21 protein-coding genes are annotated in these 24,219 nt (G+C 38.0%); 1 reads left to right on the top strand and 20 read right to left on the bottom strand.

The features are described 5' to 3' along the window. Positions 1 to 28: 28 nt before the first annotated feature. The 8 genes from Q0874_RS12460 to Q0874_RS12425 form a co-directional block, all read right to left on the bottom strand. Positions 29 to 634: a DUF502 domain-containing protein gene (locus Q0874_RS12460; protein ID WP_299163647.1), complete on the bottom strand. Its 606-nt coding sequence runs from the start codon at positions 632 to 634 to the stop codon at positions 29 to 31. Between the two features lie 64 nt (positions 635 to 698). Beyond that, positions 699 to 1,874 carry a DUF1624 domain-containing protein gene (locus tag Q0874_RS12455; RefSeq protein WP_299163645.1) on the bottom strand — a complete coding sequence of 392 codons (1,176 nt, stop codon included), beginning with the start codon at positions 1,872 to 1,874 and terminating at the stop codon, positions 699 to 701. Positions 1,875 to 2,048: 174 nt separating this feature from the next. Beyond that, positions 2,049 to 3,026 carry an NAD(P)-dependent alcohol dehydrogenase gene (locus Q0874_RS12450; RefSeq protein ID WP_299163644.1) on the bottom strand — a complete coding sequence of 326 codons (978 nt, stop codon included), beginning with the start codon at positions 3,024 to 3,026 and terminating at the stop codon, positions 2,049 to 2,051. Positions 3,027 to 3,035: 9 nt separating this feature from the next. Then, the gene (locus Q0874_RS12445) at positions 3,036 to 3,494 is read right to left on the bottom strand and encodes a nuclear transport factor 2 family protein (RefSeq protein ID WP_299163642.1); all 459 of its coding nucleotides are present in this window, start codon (positions 3,492 to 3,494) and stop codon (positions 3,036 to 3,038) included. 59 nt (positions 3,495 to 3,553) lie between these two features. Next, on the bottom strand, positions 3,554 to 4,303 hold the full coding sequence (locus Q0874_RS12440) for a class I SAM-dependent methyltransferase (protein WP_299163640.1): 750 nt from the start codon (positions 4,301 to 4,303) through the stop codon (positions 3,554 to 3,556). 43 nt (positions 4,304 to 4,346) lie between these two features. After that, positions 4,347 to 7,382: a hypothetical protein gene (locus Q0874_RS12435; protein ID WP_299163638.1), complete on the bottom strand. Its 3,036-nt coding sequence runs from the start codon at positions 7,380 to 7,382 to the stop codon at positions 4,347 to 4,349. Positions 7,383 to 7,667: 285 nt separating this feature from the next. Beyond that, a complete protein-coding gene (locus Q0874_RS12430; protein ID WP_299163637.1) occupies positions 7,668 to 8,525 on the bottom strand; it encodes an SDR family oxidoreductase in 858 nt (285 codons plus the stop codon). Between the two features lie 103 nt (positions 8,526 to 8,628). Further along, a complete protein-coding gene (locus Q0874_RS12425) occupies positions 8,629 to 10,590 on the bottom strand; it encodes a prenyltransferase/squalene oxidase repeat-containing protein (RefSeq protein WP_299163635.1) in 1,962 nt (653 codons plus the stop codon). Between the two features lie 296 nt (positions 10,591 to 10,886). Here Q0874_RS12425 and Q0874_RS12420 point away from each other — a divergent pair, with 296 nt between their 5' ends. Continuing rightward, entirely contained in the window at positions 10,887 to 12,278 is a 1,392-nt protein-coding gene (locus Q0874_RS12420) for an FAD-dependent oxidoreductase (RefSeq protein WP_299163633.1), read from the top strand. A gap of 17 nt (positions 12,279 to 12,295) precedes the next feature. On the opposite strand, the gene Q0874_RS12415 is transcribed toward Q0874_RS12420, so the two are convergent. The 12 genes from Q0874_RS12415 to Q0874_RS12360 form a co-directional block, all read right to left on the bottom strand. Next, complete coding sequence (locus Q0874_RS12415) at positions 12,296 to 12,976, bottom strand: hypothetical protein (protein ID WP_299163632.1); 681 nt, start codon at positions 12,974 to 12,976, stop codon at positions 12,296 to 12,298. A gap of 113 nt (positions 12,977 to 13,089) precedes the next feature. Beyond that, entirely contained in the window at positions 13,090 to 13,830 is a 741-nt protein-coding gene (locus Q0874_RS12410; protein WP_299163631.1) for a sulfotransferase family protein, read from the bottom strand. A gap of 76 nt (positions 13,831 to 13,906) precedes the next feature. Then, entirely contained in the window at positions 13,907 to 14,869 is a 963-nt protein-coding gene (locus Q0874_RS12405) for an MBL fold metallo-hydrolase (RefSeq protein WP_299163630.1), read from the bottom strand. Positions 14,870 to 14,878: 9 nt separating this feature from the next. Further along, positions 14,879 to 16,663, bottom strand: a complete 1,785-nt coding sequence (locus Q0874_RS12400) for a DUF885 domain-containing protein (RefSeq protein WP_299163628.1) — start codon at positions 16,661 to 16,663, stop codon at positions 14,879 to 14,881. A gap of 24 nt (positions 16,664 to 16,687) precedes the next feature. Then, on the bottom strand, positions 16,688 to 17,083 hold the full coding sequence (locus Q0874_RS12395) for a DUF302 domain-containing protein (protein ID WP_299163626.1): 396 nt from the start codon (positions 17,081 to 17,083) through the stop codon (positions 16,688 to 16,690). A 215-nt stretch (positions 17,084 to 17,298) separates the two neighbouring features. Continuing rightward, positions 17,299 to 18,441, bottom strand: a complete 1,143-nt coding sequence (locus tag Q0874_RS12390) for a BamA/TamA family outer membrane protein (RefSeq protein ID WP_299163625.1) — start codon at positions 18,439 to 18,441, stop codon at positions 17,299 to 17,301. Between the two features lie 14 nt (positions 18,442 to 18,455). Continuing rightward, a complete protein-coding gene (locus Q0874_RS12385; protein WP_299163624.1) occupies positions 18,456 to 20,495 on the bottom strand; it encodes a S9 family peptidase in 2,040 nt (679 codons plus the stop codon). A 52-nt stretch (positions 20,496 to 20,547) separates the two neighbouring features. Beyond that, on the bottom strand, positions 20,548 to 21,099 hold the full coding sequence (locus Q0874_RS12380; protein WP_299163623.1) for a GNAT family N-acetyltransferase: 552 nt from the start codon (positions 21,097 to 21,099) through the stop codon (positions 20,548 to 20,550). Positions 21,100 to 21,243: 144 nt separating this feature from the next. Then, the gene (locus tag Q0874_RS12375; RefSeq protein ID WP_299163622.1) at positions 21,244 to 21,816 is read right to left on the bottom strand and encodes a nuclear transport factor 2 family protein; all 573 of its coding nucleotides are present in this window, start codon (positions 21,814 to 21,816) and stop codon (positions 21,244 to 21,246) included. Between the two features lie 176 nt (positions 21,817 to 21,992). Then, positions 21,993 to 22,556: a DUF2490 domain-containing protein gene (locus tag Q0874_RS12370; RefSeq protein WP_299163976.1), complete on the bottom strand. Its 564-nt coding sequence runs from the start codon at positions 22,554 to 22,556 to the stop codon at positions 21,993 to 21,995. A gap of 367 nt (positions 22,557 to 22,923) precedes the next feature. Continuing rightward, positions 22,924 to 23,382, bottom strand: a complete 459-nt coding sequence (locus Q0874_RS12365; protein ID WP_299163621.1) for an SRPBCC domain-containing protein — start codon at positions 23,380 to 23,382, stop codon at positions 22,924 to 22,926. Between the two features lie 68 nt (positions 23,383 to 23,450). Continuing rightward, positions 23,451 to 24,149, bottom strand: a complete 699-nt coding sequence (locus Q0874_RS12360) for a DUF6544 family protein (RefSeq protein WP_299163620.1) — start codon at positions 24,147 to 24,149, stop codon at positions 23,451 to 23,453. Positions 24,150 to 24,219: the final 70 nt, after the last annotated feature.

Below are 24,219 nucleotides of genomic sequence, written 5' to 3'. Positions count from 1 at the left end.
CGTATCGCTTTTCCTTCGCAAATTTTACTCAAAAAGAAGATTTATTAATTTGTCCCTTAAGAATTTTCTTCGCGTCTGAACCTAACTTTTTGTATATCTTCATGGCACTCAGTTCGGGCAAATCCAGTTTTTTTAGACGTTCTTTTTTGACGAAAAAAACATCGCCAGACATTGGGTTTGGGGCACCGGGAATATATACAGCACTTAATTCATCGTCAATTTCATCCATTAAAAAACCAATTTGCCATACTTCTTCAATATCTACAAGAACTACATCTTTTAAATCCTCAGAATCCCGGCCTGCGGCAGACTCGGTCATTCCTTTTAAGAGGGTATAACCTGGTATATGCGATAGAATTTTATCTTCGATCCATTTTCTAAATTGACTTGCTTTTGTTGATTTAGAAAACAAACCAGCCATAAAGCAGATCAGCAATAGTACAAGCAAAGCAATTATTCTCGATATGGTAATTCCTCCAATTGTTTCCAAAGGAATTAAATTGGCAATAGGGGCAACCAATTTTCTGAAAATTTCCAGGATCTTGCCTATAATCAAAAGAACTAAAACAATAGGGATCACAAAAAACAATCCCCCAATCAGGGTTGTTTTAATAAAAGATGTAATGTTTTTCATAGGAGCGATTTTTATAGTTAATCAAAATATGAAAATAATAAGTTCAATTTTGTAAAATAGTTATCTAAAGATAACTAAGCCACCATTTATCTCTATTAGTGCTCTTGTATTTATTGAACCGACTGCATGCAGGATACAATGCGATGATCAGCAATATCCATATAAGATAAACCAACCAGAGGCTGAATCCATATCCCTGAAGTTCTGGTTGCTCGTTTACCCAGAAGTCAATAACCATATCAGAAGCCTTAAACCCTGTAAATAAAGCAGCTATTAATGCCAGAAGGTGTATTATATAGATATGAATGATATAAAAGAACATGGGGACGCGACCAATGGTAATTAATTTATCAAAAAATGAACCCTTCCATTTTTCCGCTAATGCCAGAAATATTATTGAAGGCCCTATAGTGATTAATAAATACATTAGAGAAGGGGGGTACTTCGTAACGTTTAAAAATGAGATGACCGTAAAACCAAAAGATTTTTGAGATGACCACAGATAGGGATCTCCATAAATATTTATGAAGCGTAATATAAGAAATGCCAAAGTGATACTGATTCCCAAGAGCCACAATCTCTTGACTCTAAAAGCAGAGTCTACACCAGGCTTATAAAGTTCGCCAAAGTAATAGCCCAGCGGCATTACAAACACCCAGGGAAGTATTGGATAGGCGATAAATAGCTCTATATTACCTATGTTTACAGGGTTATACACATGCAGAAATGTCCATAGGCCGGACATAATCGGACCTTCCGGAGTAAATGTATCAAATGCGTTGTGTCCCACAATAACCAAAACGGATAGTAAAATCATCAGTTTTTTAGGAAGGTGTATAAATCCTGCAAGTAATATCATACTTAGCCCAAGGATCCAAATGACCATAAAAAGCACTACCGAATAATCAAGTTTAAAAAACCAGGCGAGTTTTATTATAGTAAATTCCACTATAACCAGCCATATGCCCCTTTTTAAAAGCCAAACCGACAGGGATTTTTTATCTCTTCGCTGGCCTACGAAAAAAGCTGAGGTACCTGCTAAAAAAACAAATACGGTAGCACAAAAGTGGGTCAAAAATCTTGTAATAAAAAGGGCACCAGTGGTTTTTGTTAAATCTGTGGGGTCAAAGAGAAATGCATCATAATTGAAATAATCCCGCACGTGATCCAAGGCCATGAGTACCATGACTAAACCTCTTAGCATATCAATGGAAGTAATTCTTTGCCTGGTGGTATTCATGGGCTATGTGTTGGTTTGGTTTTTCTGTTAAAGTGTGAAAGATAGCAATTGCACATGAATTAAATACGACTAATAATAAAACCAATTATCCCTGGTTCGGGTAAGGTCTATTAATTTTCCGGATAAACGGCAATAAAACCAATTACCGGGATTGTGCTACAATTCTTGACCCTTTCATACAAGGATTGAAACATTTCCTGTTTTTTGTCCTTTTTCTACATACCTGAATGCCTCCGCAATTTCTTTTAGTGGATAAGACCTATCAATTACAGATTTAAACTTACCCTCTTCTATCAGTTTTTTTACCAGAAGTACGCTTCGCTTTATATCAGGTGGATATGGGAATTTTACTTTTTTTCCTGCCTGACCCGGAAGGCTGCCAAAAATGCCAGAAATAAGGGAGTAGAAGAGATTTTGAGACCAAGGGCCCAATTCAGAAGAGATATAAACACCACCTGGTTTTAATAATGACTTGCATTTGCCAAAAGTACTTTTACCAACGGTATCAAAGACATAGTCATATTTTTCAGGGTCTTTTGTAAAATCTTCAATGGTATAATCGATTATTTTTTCTGCACCTAAAGATTTTACCAATTCTATATTTTTGGTGTTGCATACCCCTGTGATCTGGGCGCCAAAATAGTTGAGTAGTTGAACAGTGGCGGAGCCAATGCCACCGGAGGCCCCATTAACCATTACTTTTTGACCTTTCTTGAGTGCAACTTTGTTTATGATGTTATATGCATAATGCGCACCTTCTATACAAGCACCGGCCTGTTGATAGCTGAAACCTTCGGGCATTGTTGAAACACCTTTGCTGGCCGAGAATACAAGAAATTCAGCATAAGAGCTTAAAACACTATCGTCAAACCCAAAAACTTTATCTCCAACACCAAATGAAGTTACCCCATCGCCAACTTCAACAACATCGCCGGCAAATTCAGTCCCCATAATAATCTTTTTAGGCTTAAAAAGACCCATCGTAAACCGCATAATAAATGGTTTTGCCCTCAGGTTGGCACAGTCTGTTCTATTTACAGAGGTTGCCCTGACCCTTACCAGGATTTCATTCTCCTTGGGTTCAGGTTTTTTGACCTCTTTAACTTGTAAAACATCCGGGGATCCGTATTGAGTGTACACAATGGCTTTCATTTATTGAATCTATTTTTGTCCGGCCGGCAGCATATTCCGGATAGCACTTATTTTCCATTCGTTTTCACTTAACACTACTACGAAACTACTCCACATCTTTCTTATTGTTTCGTTATTATTTTTAATCTCATAGCGGGCATCCACTATTGCGCACTGTGCATTAAAAAGTCGAATTTTTTCTATTTTGAGGGTTCTTGTGCCCGGATTACTCGTGGAACTTTGTAACATCCCTTCCATAGATTCCTTTTTACCCATTCTCCATTTCCCAGAAGAAACTAATTGATCCACGTCTGATGTTAAAATACTTTCTAGCAGCACAACATCTTTCTTTTCTCGTGCCAGCGCGTAGTTTTCTATTAGGGAGTGAATGTCTTCTGTTTGTTTTTTACTGGGGATTACTTGCTGTGCACTTAAATTCATAGTGGCTATTAAACTGGACAGAAGGAGGAGGAATAATCTATTTTTCATGATTTGTTTTTTTGAACTCATAGACTTTTAAGAAAATTCACATGAACTGGTTTAATGGATCAAGCTAATATTTTTTTCAACTCACTAAAGCTTATCAAATTAAGATTTGCTTTTCTGTTTTCATCCAAAACCTTGTATTCATAAAATGGATTGGTATTTTTTATGCTGTCGCCTATAGGATGTTTTTTAGACAAAATTCCAACGCCCCAGTCCGTATCAATACAACAGGAATACAAACCGGAATCGAAACGCGATTTTAAAAATGCCTTCCAGGTAGTTCCGTTCCAATAGCCTTGTGCCGGGGAATTCTTGTAGTCATAGTCCTCCCTTGCGTGCCACTCCGTTGGGGGGTTACAGTCATGCAACACTATAAAACCATCGTCTTTTATATAGTCCAATGCATTTTTAATATCTAAATCTACCTGCTCTGCCAGATGCAGACCATCAATAAAAATGATATCAAACTTAATATCTTTAGATAAAATTTCATTATTATTTAATTTATCAAAGAAACTATCACTGGTCATTTTAAAATCTATTGAGTTTGCCTTGTATTCCAGACCCGGATCCACGCTATACTTTGTGTCAGCATTTATGTGATTATAATTGTCCTCCGGATTTCGAACACCAATTTCTAAATAGATAGTTTCTCTCTTAAAGAGTGACAATAAAAAATTTATCACCTCGGTTCTTTGGGGTGTTTTTTTGAGTTCTAACTTAGTTAATTCAAGTGTTTTTTTATGAAATGGATCATTTACTACTCTTCGCCCGTGTTTATTGTAGGTTTTGATTTTTCTAAAAATATTCATGAATAGGATTTTTATTATTGGTGTTTCTTATAAAAAAAATGGACTAGTTAATACTTTTTTGGAGGGTCTCAAAGCTGTTTTTCAATTCAACAAACCTGTCCAATGCGTCTTGTCCAATCTCCTGATCAGCCTTGTTCATCATATTGTATAAATATTGGATTTGGCTCGTCAACATAGGTTGCTCATAAATTCCTTCACTGGTTCTTAATCCTTCAAGGGTTGTTTTTATTTTTGATAATTTCGTTTTATCCGCTTCGGTTACTTTCTCTTTATTCTCCAAAGATTCCTGTTCTATTTCCAAATTGTTGACCAGCAACAAAGCCTTATTTAATAAGTCGCGTACCTTTATTTGAAAATCTACCTGCTCACTTATAGTTTTTTCAGTGACACCGGAAGCCTTAACCTTAGGGTCTATAGCTATTTGAATGGATTTCGATAACACTTGTTCGTCAATTGTGAGCTTTGCCATATATATTCCGGGCTTTACAAGAATACCATTTTTATAACGGTCTTCGACTTTCTTATTCCATGGGCCAGTTGTCGTCATATCCCATCTAAACCGATTGAAACCTTTCCTTGCCGATAGTTTATCAGTTACCTGATAATTCAGAAATTCTGTACTCATATTCCGTTTTACCGTATCTTTTGAAATCCCTGTAGTATCGCTAATGTAGGTATTTACAACCTCCATTCTTTCGTTTAAAATTTCCAATTTTAATGGAGAACTCATATCTTCCTGTAAGAAGTAATCAATGGTTAACCCGGGTTTAGGATACTTTGGGGACTCACTTGTTCGGGCCCCGGAAGGGGTTCTATATCGAATTGCAGAATTGGATTTGAATAATATATTATTCTTGATATTCACTAAATTATCCTGTCTAAGGAGGTTTATATCATCTAAGATCCAAAATCCACGGCCCATAGTTGATAAAACCAAATCCCCTCTATGGATTTTCAGATCGGAAATTGGTGTAATAGGCAGATTTTGTTGAAATGCCATCCATGTTGCTCCGTCATTAAATGAAACAAAAACCCCATATTCTGTACCGGCAAACAAAAGACCTTCTTTTTCAGGGTCTTCGCGAACTACTCTTACAGTGTATTCTTTTGGGATACCGTTGGTACCTGGCGTAAGTAATTGCCAAGATTCACCATAATTTTCGGTTTTATAGATATAAGGCTTCCGATCGCCTAACTGATATCTAAGCACGGTAATATAGGCCTTTGCCGGATTGTGTGGCGAAGGCTCAACAGCATCTACCCTGCCACCCGGGGGCAAGTTTTTTGGAGTTACATCCTTCCAGGATTTACCTCCATTACGGGTAACATGAACTGGACCATCATTGGCACCTACCCAAATTAGCCCTTCCTCTAAAGAAGATTCCTGAATGGCATATATAGTACTGTAGAATTCTTCACCTGTGATGTCTCGTGTAATTGGACTTCCCGAAATCACTTGTTTATCTGCTTCAAAAGCCGTGAGGTCCGGTGAAATGATTTTCCAGGTTTTACCTTCATCGGTAGTTTTATGAACATATTGCGATGTATGATAAATAACTTTTGGATTATGAGGGGAAACCAGAATAGGGGATACCCGCTGAAATCTGAATTGCAGGTCTTTTGGATTATGCCCGTACATATTTGAGGCTCCTACGTAAAATGATTTTTCCGTTCCGGTTTTTTTGTTAAAAACCGTAAACCGGCCTTTACAATTGGAGTAAACAATATCAGGATTTGTTGGATGAGGTACCGCCGGTCCGGTTTCACAACCACCTGTATTTATGATATAACCAATTCCGGCTGCCTGGATTCCATATGGCGCCATACTGGGTACTGCAATGGTGGAATAGTTATCCTGCTGCCCACCGTAAAGCCAGTAAGGGTATTGGTTGTCTACCTCTACCTGGTAAATTTCTGAAGTAGGCTGGTTGAATTGTGTAGACCAGCTTTTACCTCCGTTATGTGTTACGTTTGCCCCGCCGTCATTGCTTTGAATGAAAAGATCCGAATTTTCCGGATTGATCCACATATCGTGATTATCACCGTGCGGTACCGAAAGGGATACCCATGTTTTTCCCCTGTCTGCCGATTTCATGTAATCTGTGGCCATGCTATAGATGACATCCGGGTTTTGTGGATCTACTTTTACGTTCGTGTAATAAAACGGTCTTGTGCGTATTTTTTTCTCGTCAGATACTTGTTCAAAGTTTTCACCATGGTCATCTGAAATATATAAACCGCCTTCTTCATTAGGTGCTTCAACCAATGCATAAAGTAATTTAGAATCTGCCGGGCATACTTCAAGGTCTATTTTACCGATTAGATCTGCGGGAAGTCCACTCTCCATTTTGTTCCAGTTTTTCCCGGCGTCAATGGATTTGTAGATTCCTCCTTCTTTTGGCGTTCCTCCGCTAATTATAGTCCAGGGCTTGCGTTCTGCTTTCCAGGCTGCAGCATAAAGGATATTGGGATTGGTTGGCATCATTTCTACATCGGATATTCCAGTTTTATTTGAAATGAATAAAATGCTGTTCCAGGTCTTGCCCCCATCAGTGGTTTTGTAGAGACCCCTTTCAGGATTTGAATTAAAAGCACGTCCCAGAGCAGCAACATATACTATATTATGATCAACAGGATGTATACGAATAGCCCCTATCTGCCCAACCTCTGTGAGTCCCGTTTCTACCCAGGTCTTACCCCCATCAATAGATTTATACATGCCTTTACCTTCAATCAGGTTACTTCGCAAACCGTCTGACCCTGTTCCCACATAAACGATATTTGGGTCGTTTTGTGCAACCGCAATTGCCCCAATTGATGGGGTCTTAAAAAAACCATCAGAAACATTGTGCCATGAGGTGCCGTAATCTTCCGTTTTCCAGACACCACCACCCGTGGCTCCTAAAAAGAAGGTGGAGGGTTGGGAGGTAATCCCGGCAACAGCTGTCACTCGCCCGCCCCGGTATGGTCCTACATTGCGATATTCCAGAGAAGAAAAGTCCTGGGAATAAAGTATAAAGAAATTGGCACTAATCAGAGAAAATACAGAAGCAATAAAAAAAGAACGAAGAATAATCATTTAAGACAATAGTGTTAAAAAAAAGAAATTACAAATTCAAGGCATGAAAGATAAATTCCTTTAGGCAGTTTTCCTATTACTTTGAACAATTATTGATCTGAATCCTCCTAAGTTCTTTTCTTATTTAATCCAGCTCTGCTTGCAGCCCAAAGAGCTATTCTAATTCCTGCGCCAACCGCTATTTGACTTATTCCCACTCCAATTGTACTGGCTGCGCCTAAATAATCATGAGGTATAATAGTGAAAAAGAAAAACGGTTTCAGTTAATCATTACTGAAAATTTTATTATTTCCTGGCATTCAGCCCAAATAGTTCCTCAACAGAATTGTACCAATCTTCATCGTTGGCAGCATTCCAATCTACCCATTCTTCATCGGTCATAGATGCCCGCCAATCTAGAAACGGCTGCGCATCCGGACCTACAGGATGTCTTAATTCCCAGTTTTTGTTTTCTGCTACTTTCAATATCTTATCGGCTACCATTGCAGGTGAGGTTGGTGTTTCAAGAGACGCTTTAAAAAGACCGCCAAAACGGTTAGACTGAGGATAGACAGATTCACCACCAACACCTATATCTCTGGCCATTTGCGTATCAATAATGCCAGGTTCAACTATTTTAACTCTTATATTAAAAGGTTTAACTTCCTGGGCAAGAGCTTCGCTTATTGCTTCAAGAGCATGTTTACTGGCCGCATAAGCACCCAGAGGGGTGTTTGAAATTTTTCCTGCGACTGATGCAATATTAATAATACAACCATTTTTAGTAGAGCGCATCAGCGGTAAAAGCTGTTTGGTACATCTGAGTACGCCAAAATAATTGGTATTCATAATAGCTATAATTTCTTTCATGCTCAATTCCTCAACGGATCCATGACGTTCAATTCCGGCATTGTTTACAAGAACATCTATGGTGTCATTCTCTTTTATGATAGCGCCAATTGCCCGGCTGACAGATTCATCAGAGTCCACATCCATCGCAGAGATAGTAATATTTAAAGATTCATCTTTGATTTTTTGTCTAAAAACAGTTGCATTTTGAGGGTTGCGCATGGTAGCATATACTTTATAGCCGGCTCTCGCGAATGCTAAAGAGGTTTCAAGGCCAATACCTTTGCTGGTACCGGTTATTAATACTGATTTCATAGTTTTATGTTTAAAGTTGGTTGTTTTAATATTCAAGAAATGATTGATAAGATAGTAATTTCTTTATGATATAAACTTAATTATGCAGGTAAACTGAAATGGTTTACCCTGGTTTTGTGGCCAGTTCTTGCCCATACTTCTTTAAAGCTAATAATGAGAAATAGCGTTTGTAGTTCCTGTAGGAAACCATAGTAGTTTTATAAAACAGTCCACTCATGGGCTGCACCGGCCAGTCTCCATCTTCAAGTTGTTGGTTAATAAGCCATTCTATGGCCTTAAATAACCGGGGGTCTTCCGCATAACCCCCATTTAATAATGCGAGTATGCACCAGGCCGTTTGGTCGACCACACTGGTATCTGCCTGGATATATTCCCTTGCAAGGGCAGATTCCTGTGCTTCCCCCCAACCGCCGTCTTCTTTTTGTTTAGACCATAAGTAGGCACATGCACGGTGTATTGCCTTATGGTCCTTACTCATTCCATACATAATCAGTCCTTCCACAACAAAACAAATTCCATAGGTAAAACACAGACCCCAAAGGGCTTCCCAGCTGCCATCTTTATATTGAGATTTCAACAGGTATTTAACGGCACGCTCCATGGCGTTTTCCATTTCAGAGGTAAACAAATGAGGCCTGCTTTGTTTTATTTGTGCGAAACACTGAATAATACTTGCCGTACATTCTACATAGGAATGGTCAACCATAATATCAACAAATACATTTGCCGCATTAAACCACTCTAGTTTAGGGCTCCCTATTGCTTTGTCCACACTTGTCCATCCTCCATCTTTACCCTGGAGTAGCATTATAAAACTGATAGCTTTTTTTATTCGTTCATCTGACAATGCTTCATCACCTAAGCCTTCTGTTTCCAGCAGTGCTTTAACGGCCTCAGCGGTGCAGTCCGATACTACCCATCCGTTATCCAGGTAACTAAAAGTCCAACCCCCTGCTCTTGGAAGGCGATGGTATTTAAAAGGGTTTTTTAGCTCCGTCATCACCTGATTATCAAGCAGGAATTTTCGGGTTTTTAGGGCTAAAGGTTTTAAATCAGGATCTATAGCATCTTTGCCGATAGCCTGAAGGTAAAATCCGCAATCCCAGGTATAAGTGTTTGTAAAGCCCTGCATCAATATTTCATCATCATCTTCCCATAAGTATAATGGTAGTTTTTCCCAGGATTTTTCCAGTTTCACTTTCTCGCCTCTAAAATGGTATACCAGGGTATTGTATACTGCATTTACAGGGGCTTGTCTAATAAAAGAAGAATTTTCATCCTCATATTCTATGTGTTCATAAACCAGTGCCAGCGCCTTCTTTTTAATGAATTTAGGGATTAGAGGATCTATTCTTTTTATCCACCACATAGAAATTTTAAAAATTCTTGTTTCCGGAAATATATTATCGGTATCGGCAAAAGCCCCTCTGTGTTTAGCAAAATTAATTTGCTCATAGGGTTGGAGGTATAATTCTTTCCGCAACTGAAGTATTAGTTCATCTGGTTCTATCGCCAGTCGTTCGCGATAGAAGTAACACATGGGTAAATAAATGATTCTCACATAACCGGAAATTTTACGGGGATGAAATGGAAACCAGCTAGGTAACATGTAGAGCTCCGGAGGTACGGGGGCAACCCCTTTATAAGAATACAAATTGAGAAATGACAGTATAAATTTGCACCAACTTGCAGAGTACAGGGGTCCACCTTTATCATGTATCCAAGTTAATGCCTTTTTTAATTCGGCTTCTGAAGCAGAATGACCCAAAAAGCGCAAAGCCACATAATTAATTACACAGGTAAAAATTGTACCCACTTTTGATTCCTGATGAATACCAAAACTGCCATCTGCCAATTGATGTCTCAGAATATACCTGCTCATCTTGGTTTTGGTTTCCATGCTCATAGGTTGTCCGCATATTCTCATTGCAAAAATGTACAATGGCAAAAGAAAAAAAGGGCCGTCATACGGCACAGGCCAGGTTCCTTCTTCGGTTTGATTTGCAGCCATCCAACCGTAAATTTTTTGGATAGCCTGCTCAATTTTTTGCTTGGGATAGACCATTACAGGAAAACAAATTTCAATTTAAGGCCATTAACTCATTAGCCTTGGCACAAGGATAATTAATTCTAGGTTAGAGAATTCAAATTACCTTGTAAATATAATTCAATTTAGTTTTGAATAATGGCCTTTAAGAATACTTATCCTGCTTTAGGAAGAATAAAAACGAATGAAATTTTCAAGTTTTGTATTGAATACAATACATTTGTACTGTTAGTTTAAATATCACAATTACTGTTTTCTTTAATTCAGCTTTATTAAAAATTTAAACTGGAATTAAGGATATTTAGAAAAGGCAAATGTCAAACACCGGAGTAAATAAAGAAGTTGATGTTCTAATTGTTGGTGCCGGTATTGCCGGTGCAACTTTGGCTGCCAATTTGGCCAAAATGGGAAAAAATATTGTGGTAGTTGAAAGAGACCTAAGTGAAAGAGATGTCATCATAGGTGAATTGTTACAACCAGGAGGCGTCCAAAAGCTCGATGAGATGGGCTTTTCTTCATTTATAGACCATATTGATGCCCAACCTGTTTATGGTTATGATATTATTTTTGAAGAGCAGGATTACGTTATTCCTTATCCAAATAAAAACGGTGAACCTTCCGGGTATGGTTTTAGAAATGGTGCTTTTTTACAAAATATAAGAAAACACATACTAAGTCAACAAAATATCAGAGTCATTGAAGGAACTGTTACCCATTTAATTGAAGAAAACAATACAATAGTTGGCGTAAGTTATAAACGAAAGCTTGCAACGGATGAAGAATCCGTATATGCGCATCTTACCGTTGTTACTGACGGCCCTTTATCCGAATTCAGGGAGAAACTATCTAAACCGGTTAATAAGGTGAACGGATATTTTCTGGGTCTTTTATTGAAAAACTGCGATTTGCCTTTTCCTAATCATGGGCATCTTGTAATGGGTGATCATCCCCCTATGGTCATATATCCGGTGACATCTTCAGCATGGAGAGTATTAATAGATTTTAAAGGCGAAAAACCTCCAAGGATGGGTAGGGATTTTAAAAAATTCCTTTTAGAAGAGTTTGAAAGCGCAATTCCTCAATCTGCCCGTACGGCTTTTGTAGCAGCGGTAGAAGAGGGTAAGTTCAAGACTTTTCCTAACCATAGACTTCCGGCAAGCCCAATTAAAAAAGCAGGGGCTGTTCTTTTGGGGGATGCGTTAAATATGAGGCATCCTTTAACGGGTGGAGGAATGACTGCAGCTTTTAATGATGTTCTAAGGCTGAGTAATAATCTGGAAAAAGTTAAGGATTTTAGTAATAACGGACAGATTGGAAAAGCCATTCAAAAATTTTATGAAACACGTCACCTGGGGACTCAAACTACTAATATTTTGGCAGATGGCCTCTATGGAGTGGTCTATAATCCGGATTTGAGAAAAGCATTTTTTGAATACGTAAGCAGAGGGGATAAATATGCTGAAGAAACCTGTTCAATCCTTGCCGGACTTAACAAAGATAAAAAATTGTTACTGAATCATTTTATTGGAATGGCTCGTTATGGTACTCAATTGAGAATAACGAATTCTGAAAAATCTAAGGAAAAAGTAACTCAATCTCTTACTATGGTTAAAGATGCCGTAGGGATTATAACTCCTTTACTTCTTTCCGAAAAACCGGATCCCGGAAATAAATTAATGCTGGAAGCCTTAAACCGGATGATATAGAATAGGACAATTATTTCTCAGGACTTCGTCTCCGGAAGATTAACCCCTTTTAGTAAAATTGCAACACCCATCATTGCAAGCCAAATAACTTTCACATGAAAAACGGGTTTGTAGATTTCAAAATTATCAGGAATACCCATAATGATAGCCATTGCCGCCAGACCCAATAGAACGGTAAACCATCCCAGTAATGGGTTGATAATTTTCCATTTTACAAATCCGAAACCTAATAGTACAAGGCCAACTCCGGAAAAGATTCGTCCAAATCGCACAAAACAGGTAACATATTGGTTTGTAAAAAGGATATTATCCATGAATTGTTGAATTTCCGCAGCCGATTTACCCATGGTCTGTCCAATTCCCCAGGCTCCGAAATTATAGTAAAAGGCAGATGCTATAGCCAGCGTCATAGTACCTATAACCACCATTCCTGCTCCTGGTAACAACAGGACCCGATAGGGTCTTTTTGCAGTAATAGATAATAAAGCAAAAATAGCTATCGCCATAGTTACCCAACCAAAAATATGAAATCGAAACATCCATATCCAAAACCACAAATCTTCATTGATTGCAGTAAAGTCTGATGCAACAATATACTCGCCTATATGATGTGGTGAAAGTGCCCAGCCACCCCATAATAAAATGGCTGCAAAAATAAATGCCCAAGCTGTAAATTTAGTTTCAAAATCTTTTTTCATGATATAAAAATTCAAAATTTAATAGATTGTAAAAGTACAAAAATTCAAAATTTTTATTTCCTTATTTCCTGAATTTATTATTGACGAAAAAGAGTTGGAATTACGACTTTTAATTAAATCAAAAACTTGGTAATAGCATAGATCAACCCTACAACAATTAAAACTCCAATAGTGATGAGGATGTAGGCTCCTTTTGTCATATCAGCAATCGATTTTTTAATCTGAGCACGATCATTGACATTCGGAAATTCAGAGTTTGGAACATCAACACCTAAAAATTTGCATAAGGGCACCCATCCCTGATCAACTGAAAATATAAGTAATTTATCTTTTGGGACGATAGCTTTAACCTCCTCTATATGTTCTTTATATCTTGCTATGGCTGCTTTTTTATCCTTCATTGTTCCTTTGTGAGAACGTTGCCAAATAAGTTTGGAAGTCATATTGCCCATCTTTTTAGCAAATGGTGTCAGCAGTTTGAGGACTTTAAACTGCCAGCTGCTTTTCGTAAAATATATGGTGTCTATAGTGCTTTCATACCAAGCCTTCGGACCTCTCGGATGAAGCGTGATCAATACTTTTGCATCGGGATAGGCTTCATATAATTCGCGCCAAACACAGCAACCGGGATTATCTACTGTAGCAGTATATTTCTCAAAAACTTCGTTCCAATCATGTTGCTGGCCTGCAGGGGCATTAGCTACTTTGTTCCAAAAGTCGAGATGTGTCTTATTGTCTTTATTTTCAATCACCTCAAACATATGGTAGCATGGAAACCCCAACGAATTTAAAGCGGTATAAGTAGATAATGTTCCGGTTCTTCCATAACCAGCTCCAATTATTTTTAAACCCATATTTAAAGTTTTGGATTTTCAATTATTATCAAAAAAAGCTTTTTGAACATCTCCAATTATTGTTTCCCTAACGTATTTATAATTCGAATATATTCTTAAATCGGGCTATATGGTAGCCATTGGAGATCACCAATTTGGATTGTTCACTTTCCGGATTTAACATTGGATTCGTGTGATTCATATGAATAAACCAAACTTTGTTTTTTTCATGAGCAGGTAATTTATCAAAAAGTTCCATGCTTTCCAATACCGTTGGATGTGGAATCTCAGAAATATCCCTGTTATCTATTTCCTCTTCACTAAAAAACCCGGCATCGAGAAAGGCATAGTCAACCTCTCTTATTTTATCAATAATATTAGATTCCCACTTATACCACTTATCTATATCCGGGATAAAAAGTACGGTTTTATTCGGACCGATTATCTTGTATCCGACAGTTTCTGAATATTCATCCCGATGTGGCACAAGAAACGGGATTACACTTAGATTAGATGTAAGCGAAATTTCTTGCTTATTATTCAAAGACTGTAAAGATATATTCTGATTCTCTACAAGCTGACTCCAGGGTCCGTTATTCCTTAAATAGGAATCCATTACCGGCATGGCAAACACATTTACATCGGAAGCACCCATTGCCTCTGTTCCAAGATACATAAGGCCTGTATAGTGACCTATATGGGCATGGGTAAGGAAGATCCCATCAGCCGTTTCATTTGTATTTTTTGGCAGGTAATTCTTTAAAATTTTAAGCTGTTCCGGCATATCCGGAGTAGCATCAAACAGATACTTCTTGTTATTTTCAGGGTCAATAACACCCAGTGAAACTACTTTTCTAGTGTCATCAGGATTTTGGAATAATTCACGGCAACATTCCTTAATACAGGCAATATGTGGTGAACCTGCATCCTGTACATTACCCAAAACTATCAGCGAAGTTTTGGAAGGAACATTTTGAATTTTTACAGCCTTAGTTATGGCCTTATCTACATCTTTACACCCAAGCAGGCATGCAAAAATTACAGGAAATAGTTTTTTCATTCAAATGAATTAGTTGTAGGAAGGGATAAACTCTTCAAGCACGGCTTTTTTTATTAATCGCGGAGGCAAAAGTCCCTGTCCTAATACAAAATCATGAAATGCGAGCTGATCAAATTTTTCTCCCAGAATAAGTTCGGTTTCGGCCCTTAATTCCATCAATCTTAGATACCCATTAAAGTAAGAGGTGGCCTGACCGGGGGCTCTAAACTGGTACCGTTCCAATTCTGACCGCACCAATGCCTCAGAAAGCACAATCTCATGACTTAATATATATCTGGCATCCTCTGGTGTAATTGTACCTAAATTCAATCCGGGGTCAAGAAAAGCACGCCCGGAACGTACCAATCTGCTCCAAAGAGTCATAAACTGCCCTTCAATAGGCAGAAACGGTAGTAGTATCTCTTCCGAATACAAGGCCCAACCTTCTATATTTACACTGTTAGCAGCAAAGATGACCCGGGCCTGAGAAACACCTCTTTCTACCATTGCTGTAAACTGTAATTCATGACCGGGACGGCCTTCATGTGCGGTCAAAGGCCATGAAGCGGAGAGGTGTGTAAAATCATCAATTTTTAAGGAAGTCCCATCTGAACCTCCCGTTGCCTTTAGGGGAAGTACAAATTCGCCATATTCACCAGTATTCCCAATTAGTCTTGGAGGGCTCATAAACGGAGCGGGTGCAGCGGCACTTTCTGCCGGGGAAGCCAAACGAATTGTCATTTCTCTGTCGGGTAAAGTCAATATTTGCTGGTCTTTTATAATTGCTTCAATCTCCTTGATCTGCTGTCTGTAAACCGTTAAAATGTTTGCACTGTCTAGCTGTTCTTTTTTCATAGAGCGAAGAACATCCCTGTAGTCGTAAGACGGATAATTATTTTTTTCTGCGATAATTTTTCCCAGGACCTGCAATTGCGTCTGCAGTTCTTTAAAGGCCACCATTGCCCTGCGTTGCAATTCTTCTATAGGCATATCTACCCCATATTCCTTTAAGTTATATGAATAGATAGCCAGGGGAAGTTTAAAGTCTGTTCTGGTGTTGGGTAAAACCTCGTCGCGGATATAATCTTGATAACTTTCCAACTGGGAAACCAACTTTTTATAGTCCTTTTCAAATCCTTTGATCTCGTATTTTATAAACAAGACTTCAATTTCTTTTATATACTCTTCACTTGTTTTAAGGTCGCGCTCTACCTCTTCCTTATAAGGAGCAATTCTATCCCTATTTTTGTTCCATTCCCTTTGCATTTCTTCACGAGCCAGGTTTGTTAAGGGTACATAGCCTTTTTCACTACCCACATATTTTTTTAAACGTAAAAGGGCCGCCTGCCTGCGCTCCGCAGGAATGCGATCTTCCAATAAACCACGGATTCCGTTATATATCCTGCTTGTAGCATTGTAATAGGGTAGTAAATTGGCTTCAGTTAATTGAATTTCTTCTATCTCGTTTTCTGTACTTTCTATTAAGATTAGAAGGTCTTGTTTTATAAGATCATCTTCAGTTGAGGCTAGTTGGGATTTGAAATATTGGTTGACCTCATCCAGATCCACGAGGGCTCTTTCATTAAATCCCTCCGATAAATCAGAAATTTTATCATCAAATCCATCTACACCAAGTCTTGCGGCAGATTCCGGATTATTCTTTGCAATTACTTCGAGTAGTTTTCCGGTATATTGATTACTTTTTGTGATCCATTCAGGAATATCCTGGGCATAACTGATGGAGGAATTAAGACAGAAGAACAGGAGGATTAAGGCAAGAAATGTTCCTTGAAGGTCTTTTAGGTAATTTATCATAAGAATTAAGCTTTAATATTATCTTTAAGTGCTGAGGTTCTCAATCACCTTCATAAGCTTTTCCTGAACCTCCGATGCAAGACTGCCCAAAGTCTCATTTTTAACAGTACTCATAGATGCAATTGGATCGACGGCGGAAACTTCAATTTCCCCGTTTTCATGCTCCTCAACAATAACATTACAAGGAAGGAAAACCCCAATTTTATCTTCACTTTGCAATGCTTTATATGCAAAATGGGGATTACAGGCCCCCAAAATCTTGTATTTCTTGAAATCAACGTCGATTTTATTTTTCAATGTTTCTTTCACATCGATTTCGGTGAGTACCCCGAAACCTTCTTTTTTAAGTTCTGCCGTAACTTTTTCGATCGCTTCTTCAAAGCTTTTTCCCTTTATAAGGGTATTAAAATAATAACTCATTGTGTGATATGGATTTAGTAATTGTTTATGCCAAAAAAGATAAAAATAGTCAAAATGACTACCGGATTTTCTATAGCAGAAATATACTTAATTAATACGAATTGAAGAAGGAGATAACCTTCATTTAGATTTAAGTACTTGAGGAAATGGTCTAATGGTTAGGTACTATTTTTCACCAAAGTCGCTTATTTTTCTTTTGTCATCCATTACCAGGGCTAAAAAGCTTCCATTACCCCAAAATAAAAACCTTCATTTCCATCAACGCCAATGGCGTAATCCAGACGAATATTTATCTTTTTAGCTTTAGAAACCATATATCGCATACCCATTCCTGCACTTGGTAACCATTCTCGTTCAAACTCTTCTTCACCATTATTTTCATTACCCCAGATACTGCCTGTTCCTGCAAAAAATACCGCTCCCCATTTTCTGTAGAAGCGCCATCTGTATTCAGCTTGCAATGCAATCATATGGCGACCTTTATATTTGCCGGTTTGGTATCCCCTTAAACTGTTACGAACGCCGTAGTTTTGGTACCCATCAAAAGGAACATCTCCAAACGCAAAGCCACCGGAAAGATCAAAGGCTAATATTTGATTTTCTTTAAAAGAATAGAAATAGTTAAAGGAATAGTCGGTATCTACATAGTTATTATCACTTCCAAGCCAGTCTGCGTTGAGTTTTGGGCGAACACTGAAACTTAATCCTCTGGTTGGGTAATAGGGATAGTCTCTATTATCAAAAGAAAAATTAAGTCCTACACTGGAAACAAAGTTATCCTGAATACCATTTTGTTCAAAAAAATCTTTAGTAAACTCATTTTCTTCATCCGAACCCTGATCGAACTTGTAACTGGTTTTGGTTCCCAGATATAATAATCCCAAATAGAAATCTCCAATGACTTTACGACTGTATTCTGCAGAAACAAAAGTTCTTAGTTCAGAATAGACCAGGCGAAGGTCGTTTCCCTGTTCTTCATAAAGAAAATCATTGTTTATTTTTAAAGTGCCAATGCCAAAAGTGGCTCTGTTTTTATCTTCATTCCAAAAAAAGCGACCAAAAGGGGCAATTATATAACTGTTATTGGTGCTGTAAATACCATAAAGGGAGATGAGAGAGGGTGGGGAACCTTCATCATCCTTCTTGAGTTTAAAAAAATACATTCCAAGACCCCCAAACCCGGTACCCATAGTGGGATTATTTGTAATTAACGGAACAGCTACAAAGGTTTTGGAGTTTTTATCGAATGCCGAATCAATTGAAATAGAATCCTGACTAAATGAGGTGTAAGCACACAGGAATATTGAACAAAGGAAAATATTATTTTTGAAAATTGATTTTAAGCGTTTAATCTTCATTTTGTTTCTTTTGTTTATTCTTCGGGCACTTCAATATCTTCATCCCAAATGTATTTCCCAAACCACTTCCAATTGTGCCAGGTAGCTGCAAGCCTTTCTTTTGGTTTATTTATACCATGGCCAAACCCTTTGTAAATTATTAATTCGGTTTTAACCTCTTTATCCTGCAGACCTTGAAACAATTCATAGGCATTTGCCACAGGAACTCGTTTGTCAAATTCTCCATGTTGGATCAGCGTTGGGGTGGAAGCATTATTTATGTTAGTCATAGGAGAGGTTTTCTCATAGATTTCTTTATCACTCCAGGGTGTTCCTTTTAAATATTGCCTGGTAAATGGATGTATATCCGTATTTACATAATAGGTCATCCAGTTAGAAATCCCCGCACCCACAGAAATAGCTTTGAATTTTGTGGAGTTTATGGTTAAAAAAGCAGAAATGTAGCCACCCTGGCTCCAGCCCATAGCGCCCACTTTATTGCCATCAATAATTCCATGATCTTCCAGGGCTGCAACCCCCGATAATACGTCCCATGCATCTCCAACGCCTAAATTCTTAACATTTAAAGACCTGAACGCCTCGCCGTATCCTGCAGATCCTCTGTAATTTGGTCGTAATATCAACGCCCCTTTATTTAGCCATTGCACCATAGGATAAACATAAGATGGGGTAGGGCCGGGGGTTGAGATGCCAGTTGGCCCTCCGTGAATGATTACCAGCAGCGGATATTTTTTAGCAGGGTCATAATCCTGAGGTTTGTGCAATACGCCTTCAATGACTGCCCCATCTTGACTTTTCCAGGAAATAACCTCACTTTTGGCCACTAACCAATTGTTTAGTTGTGCAGTTGATCCGGTAATTTTTCTTGAATCTTTCAAGGGGTAATCGCCATGGTAGATTTCTCTTAAATCATGGTCATTTGAAGCTGTATACGCTATTTTTTCACCATCTTTTGAAAAGGAGTAATTCCATATTCTCTCTGAGTTGACAGCAAATATTTTTGTCTTCCCATTTTCCGGATTTATCCTTAGTATAGGACGTTTAGTCTTCTGCCATGCGATTCCAAATATTCCATTTTTGGTCCACTTTAAACGCGAGATTTCCTCATCAAAATCCGCTGCCAGTTGTTTATTTTGTGACCCGTCTGTATTAATTCTGAATAGCTTCCCGTTTGCATAATAATTAGAGATGCTATCGTTGAGGTTGGTTTGATAAAGAATGGCATTGCCATCCGGGGACCAATCTATTAGTCCATCGTAACTTAAATTATTTATCAGGAGTTTGTGTGTTTTTGTAGCTATATCATAGATCGAAATATCGGCTTTGAAAAAGCTGTTTATTAAAGGGTCGGGCTGATGTTCCAGTGCTATTTTCTTACCATCCGGAGACCATTTAAATCTATTAATGGAAAACGCCGCACTATCGAGTAACAATTTGGCTTTGAGCTTTTCGGCATAAACAGTATCCTTTAGCTGATCTGGTCGTAGCTTTTGGTTTAATTGCGCTGGTTTGAAATCGGCTACCCAAATCTGATTTAAATTGTATTCCTCATCTTCTACAGCAAAACCTCCATATTTTTCTTTACGTTTTTTTTCTTCTTTTGATTTGTCTTCAGATTGAAGAAATGCAATTTTTTGACTGTCCGGAGACCATTCAAAATCCCTGATGTTGTTATCAGTATGCGTAACTTGAAAAGCTTCTCCACCATCCACTCGAATTACGTGTATTTGGGTTTTTTCACCTCGTTTGGACAGAAAAGCAATCCATTGGCCATCTGGTGACCACTCAGGGTTGGTACTACTCTCTTTAAGATTATTAGTTAGCTGAAATGGTTTACCCCCGTTCTTTGAAAGCCATAATTCCCTGTCATACTTGTTTTCTTTCCAATCTGTAGCTTGCGACTCAAATACAATGTGGTTGCCGTCCGGCGAAATCATAGCATTATAAAAAGATCTCAAAGAAATAATATCTTCAAAAGAAGGGGATTTAGGTGTTTGGGCATTCAAGAAACCCAGATAGGTGGAGACGAGAAGAATCAGGAATATATTTTTCATAGGGCATTAAAAATTATTAGTACAAGGTTTATGGTTGGTGCGAAATCAAACTCTAATTTAATGATTTCCAATCTTCCCAAGCTATCTCCCTTCCGGGATAAGCAACTTTTTTGAAGGGCCAGTCTTTTTCAATCCATTCTTTAACAGAATTAAAAAGTATATCATCCAGGCCTTTATCCAGCATACTTGTTCGAATCCACATTGTTATTCTGGCATCATAATCACCCTTTGTGGTGGGATTGATATAAAGACATCCAAGTACTTCGCTTTCATCTAAAGAAACTACGGTATAGGCAAATGAACTTCTCATTTGAAATTCTTTCTGGTGCCATCCCAAATCAATTAAATCCTGTTCAAAAGTTAAGTCTTTGGTAGGCCAGTTCGATACAGGAAACATTTTCTGCAAATGATCAATACTGGTCATCACCGCATCATAGTCTTTAACTACGTCATTCACGGTAAGCATCCGTATGCGCAGCTGCTGATTTTCCAATGTAGCAGGAATTTTAAAGTCTTTTGGAACAAATGGTTTGGTTTGTGAACACATGGTAATTGAAAAAAGCACTATTGACGAAAAACTGATTAAAAAATATTTTTTCTTCATAATTTTTTGGCTGAATTTATAGATTTATTTTTCAAACTAACTTTTTTTTCGAAAATGATTTACTTTTTTCTGCATCTGAAAAATATCGGGAAATTAAAAAGGTGGCCAAAATTTTGACCACCTTAGATTTTAATTCGCAATGGGTTATTCTTGCGCTGCAATCTGTGCTGCAAGGCCATTCACATCAAAATAGTCGGATGACTGTACAATCTTCCCATCTTCATTGACCGAAGAAAGATTAAAAAATTTAACGCCTATTTCTTTTCCGCTTTCTGTATGAGTTGCGGTCCAGGTGCCGTACACCCGTATTACGCCGGCGCTTGCATTTGCATTTTGCCCGGGGAAAACAGATCCGGACCAGAAGCCATTGGCTGTAGAATCTGGCATGACAATACCTTCGGCATATTTAATATTGTCAAAGTTGTCATGATAGTTTTTAAGGGCTGCCAGAAGATCTTCTTTGCCTAACCATTGGTTACCGTTATAGGCCGGCGGGCTCCATTTCATATCATCTGCGAGTAAAGCACTTTGCGCCTCTAAATCTTCGTCGCTATGTGCCTGAAAAAAAGCGCGAATAACCGCCACTTTTTTATCAAAGTCGGCAGAATCCGGAGCTACACTTTCTTCCATAGTCATTTGCGTCTCTTGTTCTTTTTCTTTACAGCCAAAGAGCGTTAATACGGCTAACATGAGCATTCCAAACAATTTTGTTTTCATTTTAGTATTTTTTTACGGGTTAGTATTTATGGGGGAGTTACTTCCAAGATACGGATTTTTCAGGAAATCTTTATTGTTATTATTTGGAGAGTTTATGGCAGCTTAACATAAGAGATGTAAGCTGAAAAATGGTTTAAAGGGAGTCAGTGGTATTTCTGACAGAGAAATGGAAGTGTTTAGTCTATCGTCTGGCCGTGCTTAATCTGTTCTCCCTTATTTTTCCGCATATCAAAATTGCCATAAAAGAATAGACGGAAGGTATGGTTAAGGTTATAGTCTGTACCACTGAGCAACTGCTGGTAGACCAACATATAACCGCAGTCAAAACTCCAACTTTTATTTAGTTTTTGTTTGATACCCACTGTAAACCGATTTTGATCAAAAGTATTGAACACGACTTCCTTCCCAAAATTAAGGTGGATTTCATTCGCAACTAAAAAAGAAGTTTTGCCGCCCTGTTTAAAAGGGATGCTAACACTCAACAAAAATCGGATGCGGTTAATAAAATAGTTATCCTTCAAGGATGTCCCATCCTCAATATTGTTAAAAAAACGCTGCTCCGTCCGTATTCTAAACAAGCCGCTAAAAGTAGGGTAGGTGTCTGCCAGAATAAACTCCTGGTATATCCTGTTTTCGTTTAGATAAAGGGTCCAGTTTTCGTCTTTGGCCAGCCAGAGGTGTGCATAGCCCGCGGAGATCTTCAGGTTGTCGTTAAAGCCGTATCGAGCCCCAAAACGGATAAAATTAAAACTCGGATTTTTACAAAATTGCTACGCCGAATATGTAGGTCGACCAGGCCGGACCAATGATTGCTAAGCTGAAAAACACTGTTAAGTGAAATCCAGGTCTGAGACTGCTGATTTATATTTTTGGTCGGTGGTTCTGTTTCAGTTTGTGCATATAGGCAAACAGAAAGGAAAAAGAGAATTAAGCAAAGGCTTTTTATCCTGATACGGATCACTATTCTAATTTTCTGCAAATATATCTTATCGAAGTACCATAAAAAGAGAAATTGTCATTTTTTCAGTTTGTTACCGGGAACCTGCTTCATAACGAAGAATTACAATTCCGTTTTCTCATAGTGAAAAAGATGTCCGGGGAAAAGGGTTATTCCACCTGGAGGTACTCGTTCAGTCTGTCAAAAGTGGAACCCCAACCCTTGTAAAAGCCCATTTCCTCTTGTTTTTTGCAATATTCCGCTGTTGGATGAACTACTTTAAAAACAAAATTGGTTTTATCTCCGTTTGCCTCAAATAGTGCTTGTATTTCTACACCCTCCGTCATTGGTTTGAAATCTGCGGATGATATTATTTTTCCGGGCTCAGCTATTTCTGAATACACACCTTCCGTAATAAATTTATTTCCGTCCGGCATCTCCATAGTATATTGCCAGGTGCCGCCAACTTTAAAGTCGTGCTGGATTACTTTAGTCTGCATCCCTTTTGGTCCCCACCAAAGTGAAATTTTTCCAGCTTGTGTCCAGGCATCCCAAACTAATTGAATGGGTGCGTTGAACGTTCTTTCAATTGTTAATGTACGATTGCTTAAATCGTTAGTATTACTCATGATTTGTAGGTTTTGATTGTAATCATTCGGTTACATAAATATTTTCAACAGAATTAGTCCGCTTATTTTCAAGCGTTATAATTGATTTCATTTATTTTAAGTTTAAGCCAGGTCCAATTACCATTTTCCAATTTCCAATCTGCATTAAGTTCTACCGGGATTCTTATACCATTTCTTTCTTCGGTTTTAATAGTTGTTATAGTCCACAATTTTCGTTCAGAATTTTCTTCGACATCCATGTAACGCATCGCCTCGAATTTTTCAAAATCTCCATTCTTATTAAAATAAAATGTGCCGGAACCTTTTGTGCCAAGGTAAGACATTGTTGCTTTCACAGTAGTATCAGTAATTTGCTCCCAACTGATAAAGGGACTTAAGGCGGCAGAAGGAAACCAAACAATTTCGGCCAGAAACCTCTGAAGCGTTGCCTGATTTAGTTTTGAATTGTCTTTTAAATTTACCAAAGGTATAATCGAAAACATGTTGATGCGCATTTCACCTTGTCCATTCTCAAATTTATCCTTGCCTACTATAGGAATTAATGACTTAATTTTTAAATGTAATGACCAGTTAAATGCCGGGGGTTCTATTGTGAAGTATTGTTTTGCTCTGGCATTATACCATTCTTTTTGCTGAGGTTTCATCTTTAATTGGAGGTCTTGTTGTAAAAAAACAGATCGAATAAATTCTTTCCCAATAATTCCACTATTAAGAAGCCATTTTTGGACAGAATTTGGCAATTTATGGATCAATTGTTTAGTAATCATCTTTTTTTGCTAAGGAGGATGTTATTAAAAATTTTTGATTAAATGGGAAATAACTTTTATGACGAAAAAA

Source organism: uncultured Eudoraea sp. (assembly GCF_947490415.1).
Taxonomy (GTDB): domain Bacteria; phylum Bacteroidota; class Bacteroidia; order Flavobacteriales; family Flavobacteriaceae; genus Eudoraea.
This window is presented reverse-complemented; position numbering and strand designations above follow the sequence as displayed.

What these genes read in the sequence shown, in the direction of transcription:
- Q0874_RS12445 (WP_299163642.1), bottom strand. Translation starts at nt 3,494, where the DNA reads ATGAAAAATAGATTATTCCTCCTCCTTCTGTCCAGTTTAATAGCCACT.
- Q0874_RS12430 (WP_299163637.1), bottom strand. Translation starts at nt 8,525, where the DNA reads ATGAAATCAGTATTAATAACCGGTACCAGCAAAGGTATTGGCCTTGAA.
- Q0874_RS12450 (WP_299163644.1), bottom strand. Translation starts at nt 3,026, where the DNA reads ATGAAAGCCATTGTGTACACTCAATACGGATCCCCGGATGTTTTACAA.
- Q0874_RS12420 (WP_299163633.1), top strand. Translation starts at nt 10,887, where the DNA reads ATGTCAAACACCGGAGTAAATAAAGAAGTTGATGTTCTAATTGTTGGT.
- Q0874_RS12410 (WP_299163631.1), bottom strand. Translation starts at nt 13,830, where the DNA reads ATGGGTTTAAAAATAATTGGAGCTGGTTATGGAAGAACCGGAACATTA.
- Q0874_RS12390 (WP_299163625.1), bottom strand. Translation starts at nt 18,441, where the DNA reads ATGAAGATTAAACGCTTAAAATCAATTTTCAAAAATAATATTTTCCTT.
- Q0874_RS12380 (WP_299163623.1), bottom strand. Translation starts at nt 21,099, where the DNA reads ATGAAGAAAAAATATTTTTTAATCAGTTTTTCGTCAATAGTGCTTTTT.
- Q0874_RS12440 (WP_299163640.1), bottom strand. Translation starts at nt 4,303, where the DNA reads ATGAATATTTTTAGAAAAATCAAAACCTACAATAAACACGGGCGAAGA.
- Q0874_RS12460 (WP_299163647.1), bottom strand. Translation starts at nt 634, where the DNA reads ATGAAAAACATTACATCTTTTATTAAAACAACCCTGATTGGGGGATTG.
- Q0874_RS12400 (WP_299163628.1), bottom strand. Translation starts at nt 16,663, where the DNA reads ATGATAAATTACCTAAAAGACCTTCAAGGAACATTTCTTGCCTTAATC.
- Q0874_RS12425 (WP_299163635.1), bottom strand. Translation starts at nt 10,590, where the DNA reads ATGGTCTATCCCAAGCAAAAAATTGAGCAGGCTATCCAAAAAATTTAC.
- Q0874_RS12405 (WP_299163630.1), bottom strand. Translation starts at nt 14,869, where the DNA reads ATGAAAAAACTATTTCCTGTAATTTTTGCATGCCTGCTTGGGTGTAAA.
- Q0874_RS12375 (WP_299163622.1), bottom strand. Translation starts at nt 21,816, where the DNA reads ATGAAAACAAAATTGTTTGGAATGCTCATGTTAGCCGTATTAACGCTC.
- Q0874_RS12415 (WP_299163632.1), bottom strand. Translation starts at nt 12,976, where the DNA reads ATGAAAAAAGATTTTGAAACTAAATTTACAGCTTGGGCATTTATTTTT.
- Q0874_RS12360 (WP_299163620.1), bottom strand. Translation starts at nt 24,149, where the DNA reads ATGATTACTAAACAATTGATCCATAAATTGCCAAATTCTGTCCAAAAA.
- Q0874_RS12455 (WP_299163645.1), bottom strand. Translation starts at nt 1,874, where the DNA reads ATGAATACCACCAGGCAAAGAATTACTTCCATTGATATGCTAAGAGGT.
- Q0874_RS12435 (WP_299163638.1), bottom strand. Translation starts at nt 7,382, where the DNA reads ATGATTATTCTTCGTTCTTTTTTTATTGCTTCTGTATTTTCTCTGATT.
- Q0874_RS12385 (WP_299163624.1), bottom strand. Translation starts at nt 20,495, where the DNA reads ATGAAAAATATATTCCTGATTCTTCTCGTCTCCACCTATCTGGGTTTC.
- Q0874_RS12365 (WP_299163621.1), bottom strand. Translation starts at nt 23,382, where the DNA reads ATGAGTAATACTAACGATTTAAGCAATCGTACATTAACAATTGAAAGA.
- Q0874_RS12395 (WP_299163626.1), bottom strand. Translation starts at nt 17,083, where the DNA reads ATGAGTTATTATTTTAATACCCTTATAAAGGGAAAAAGCTTTGAAGAA.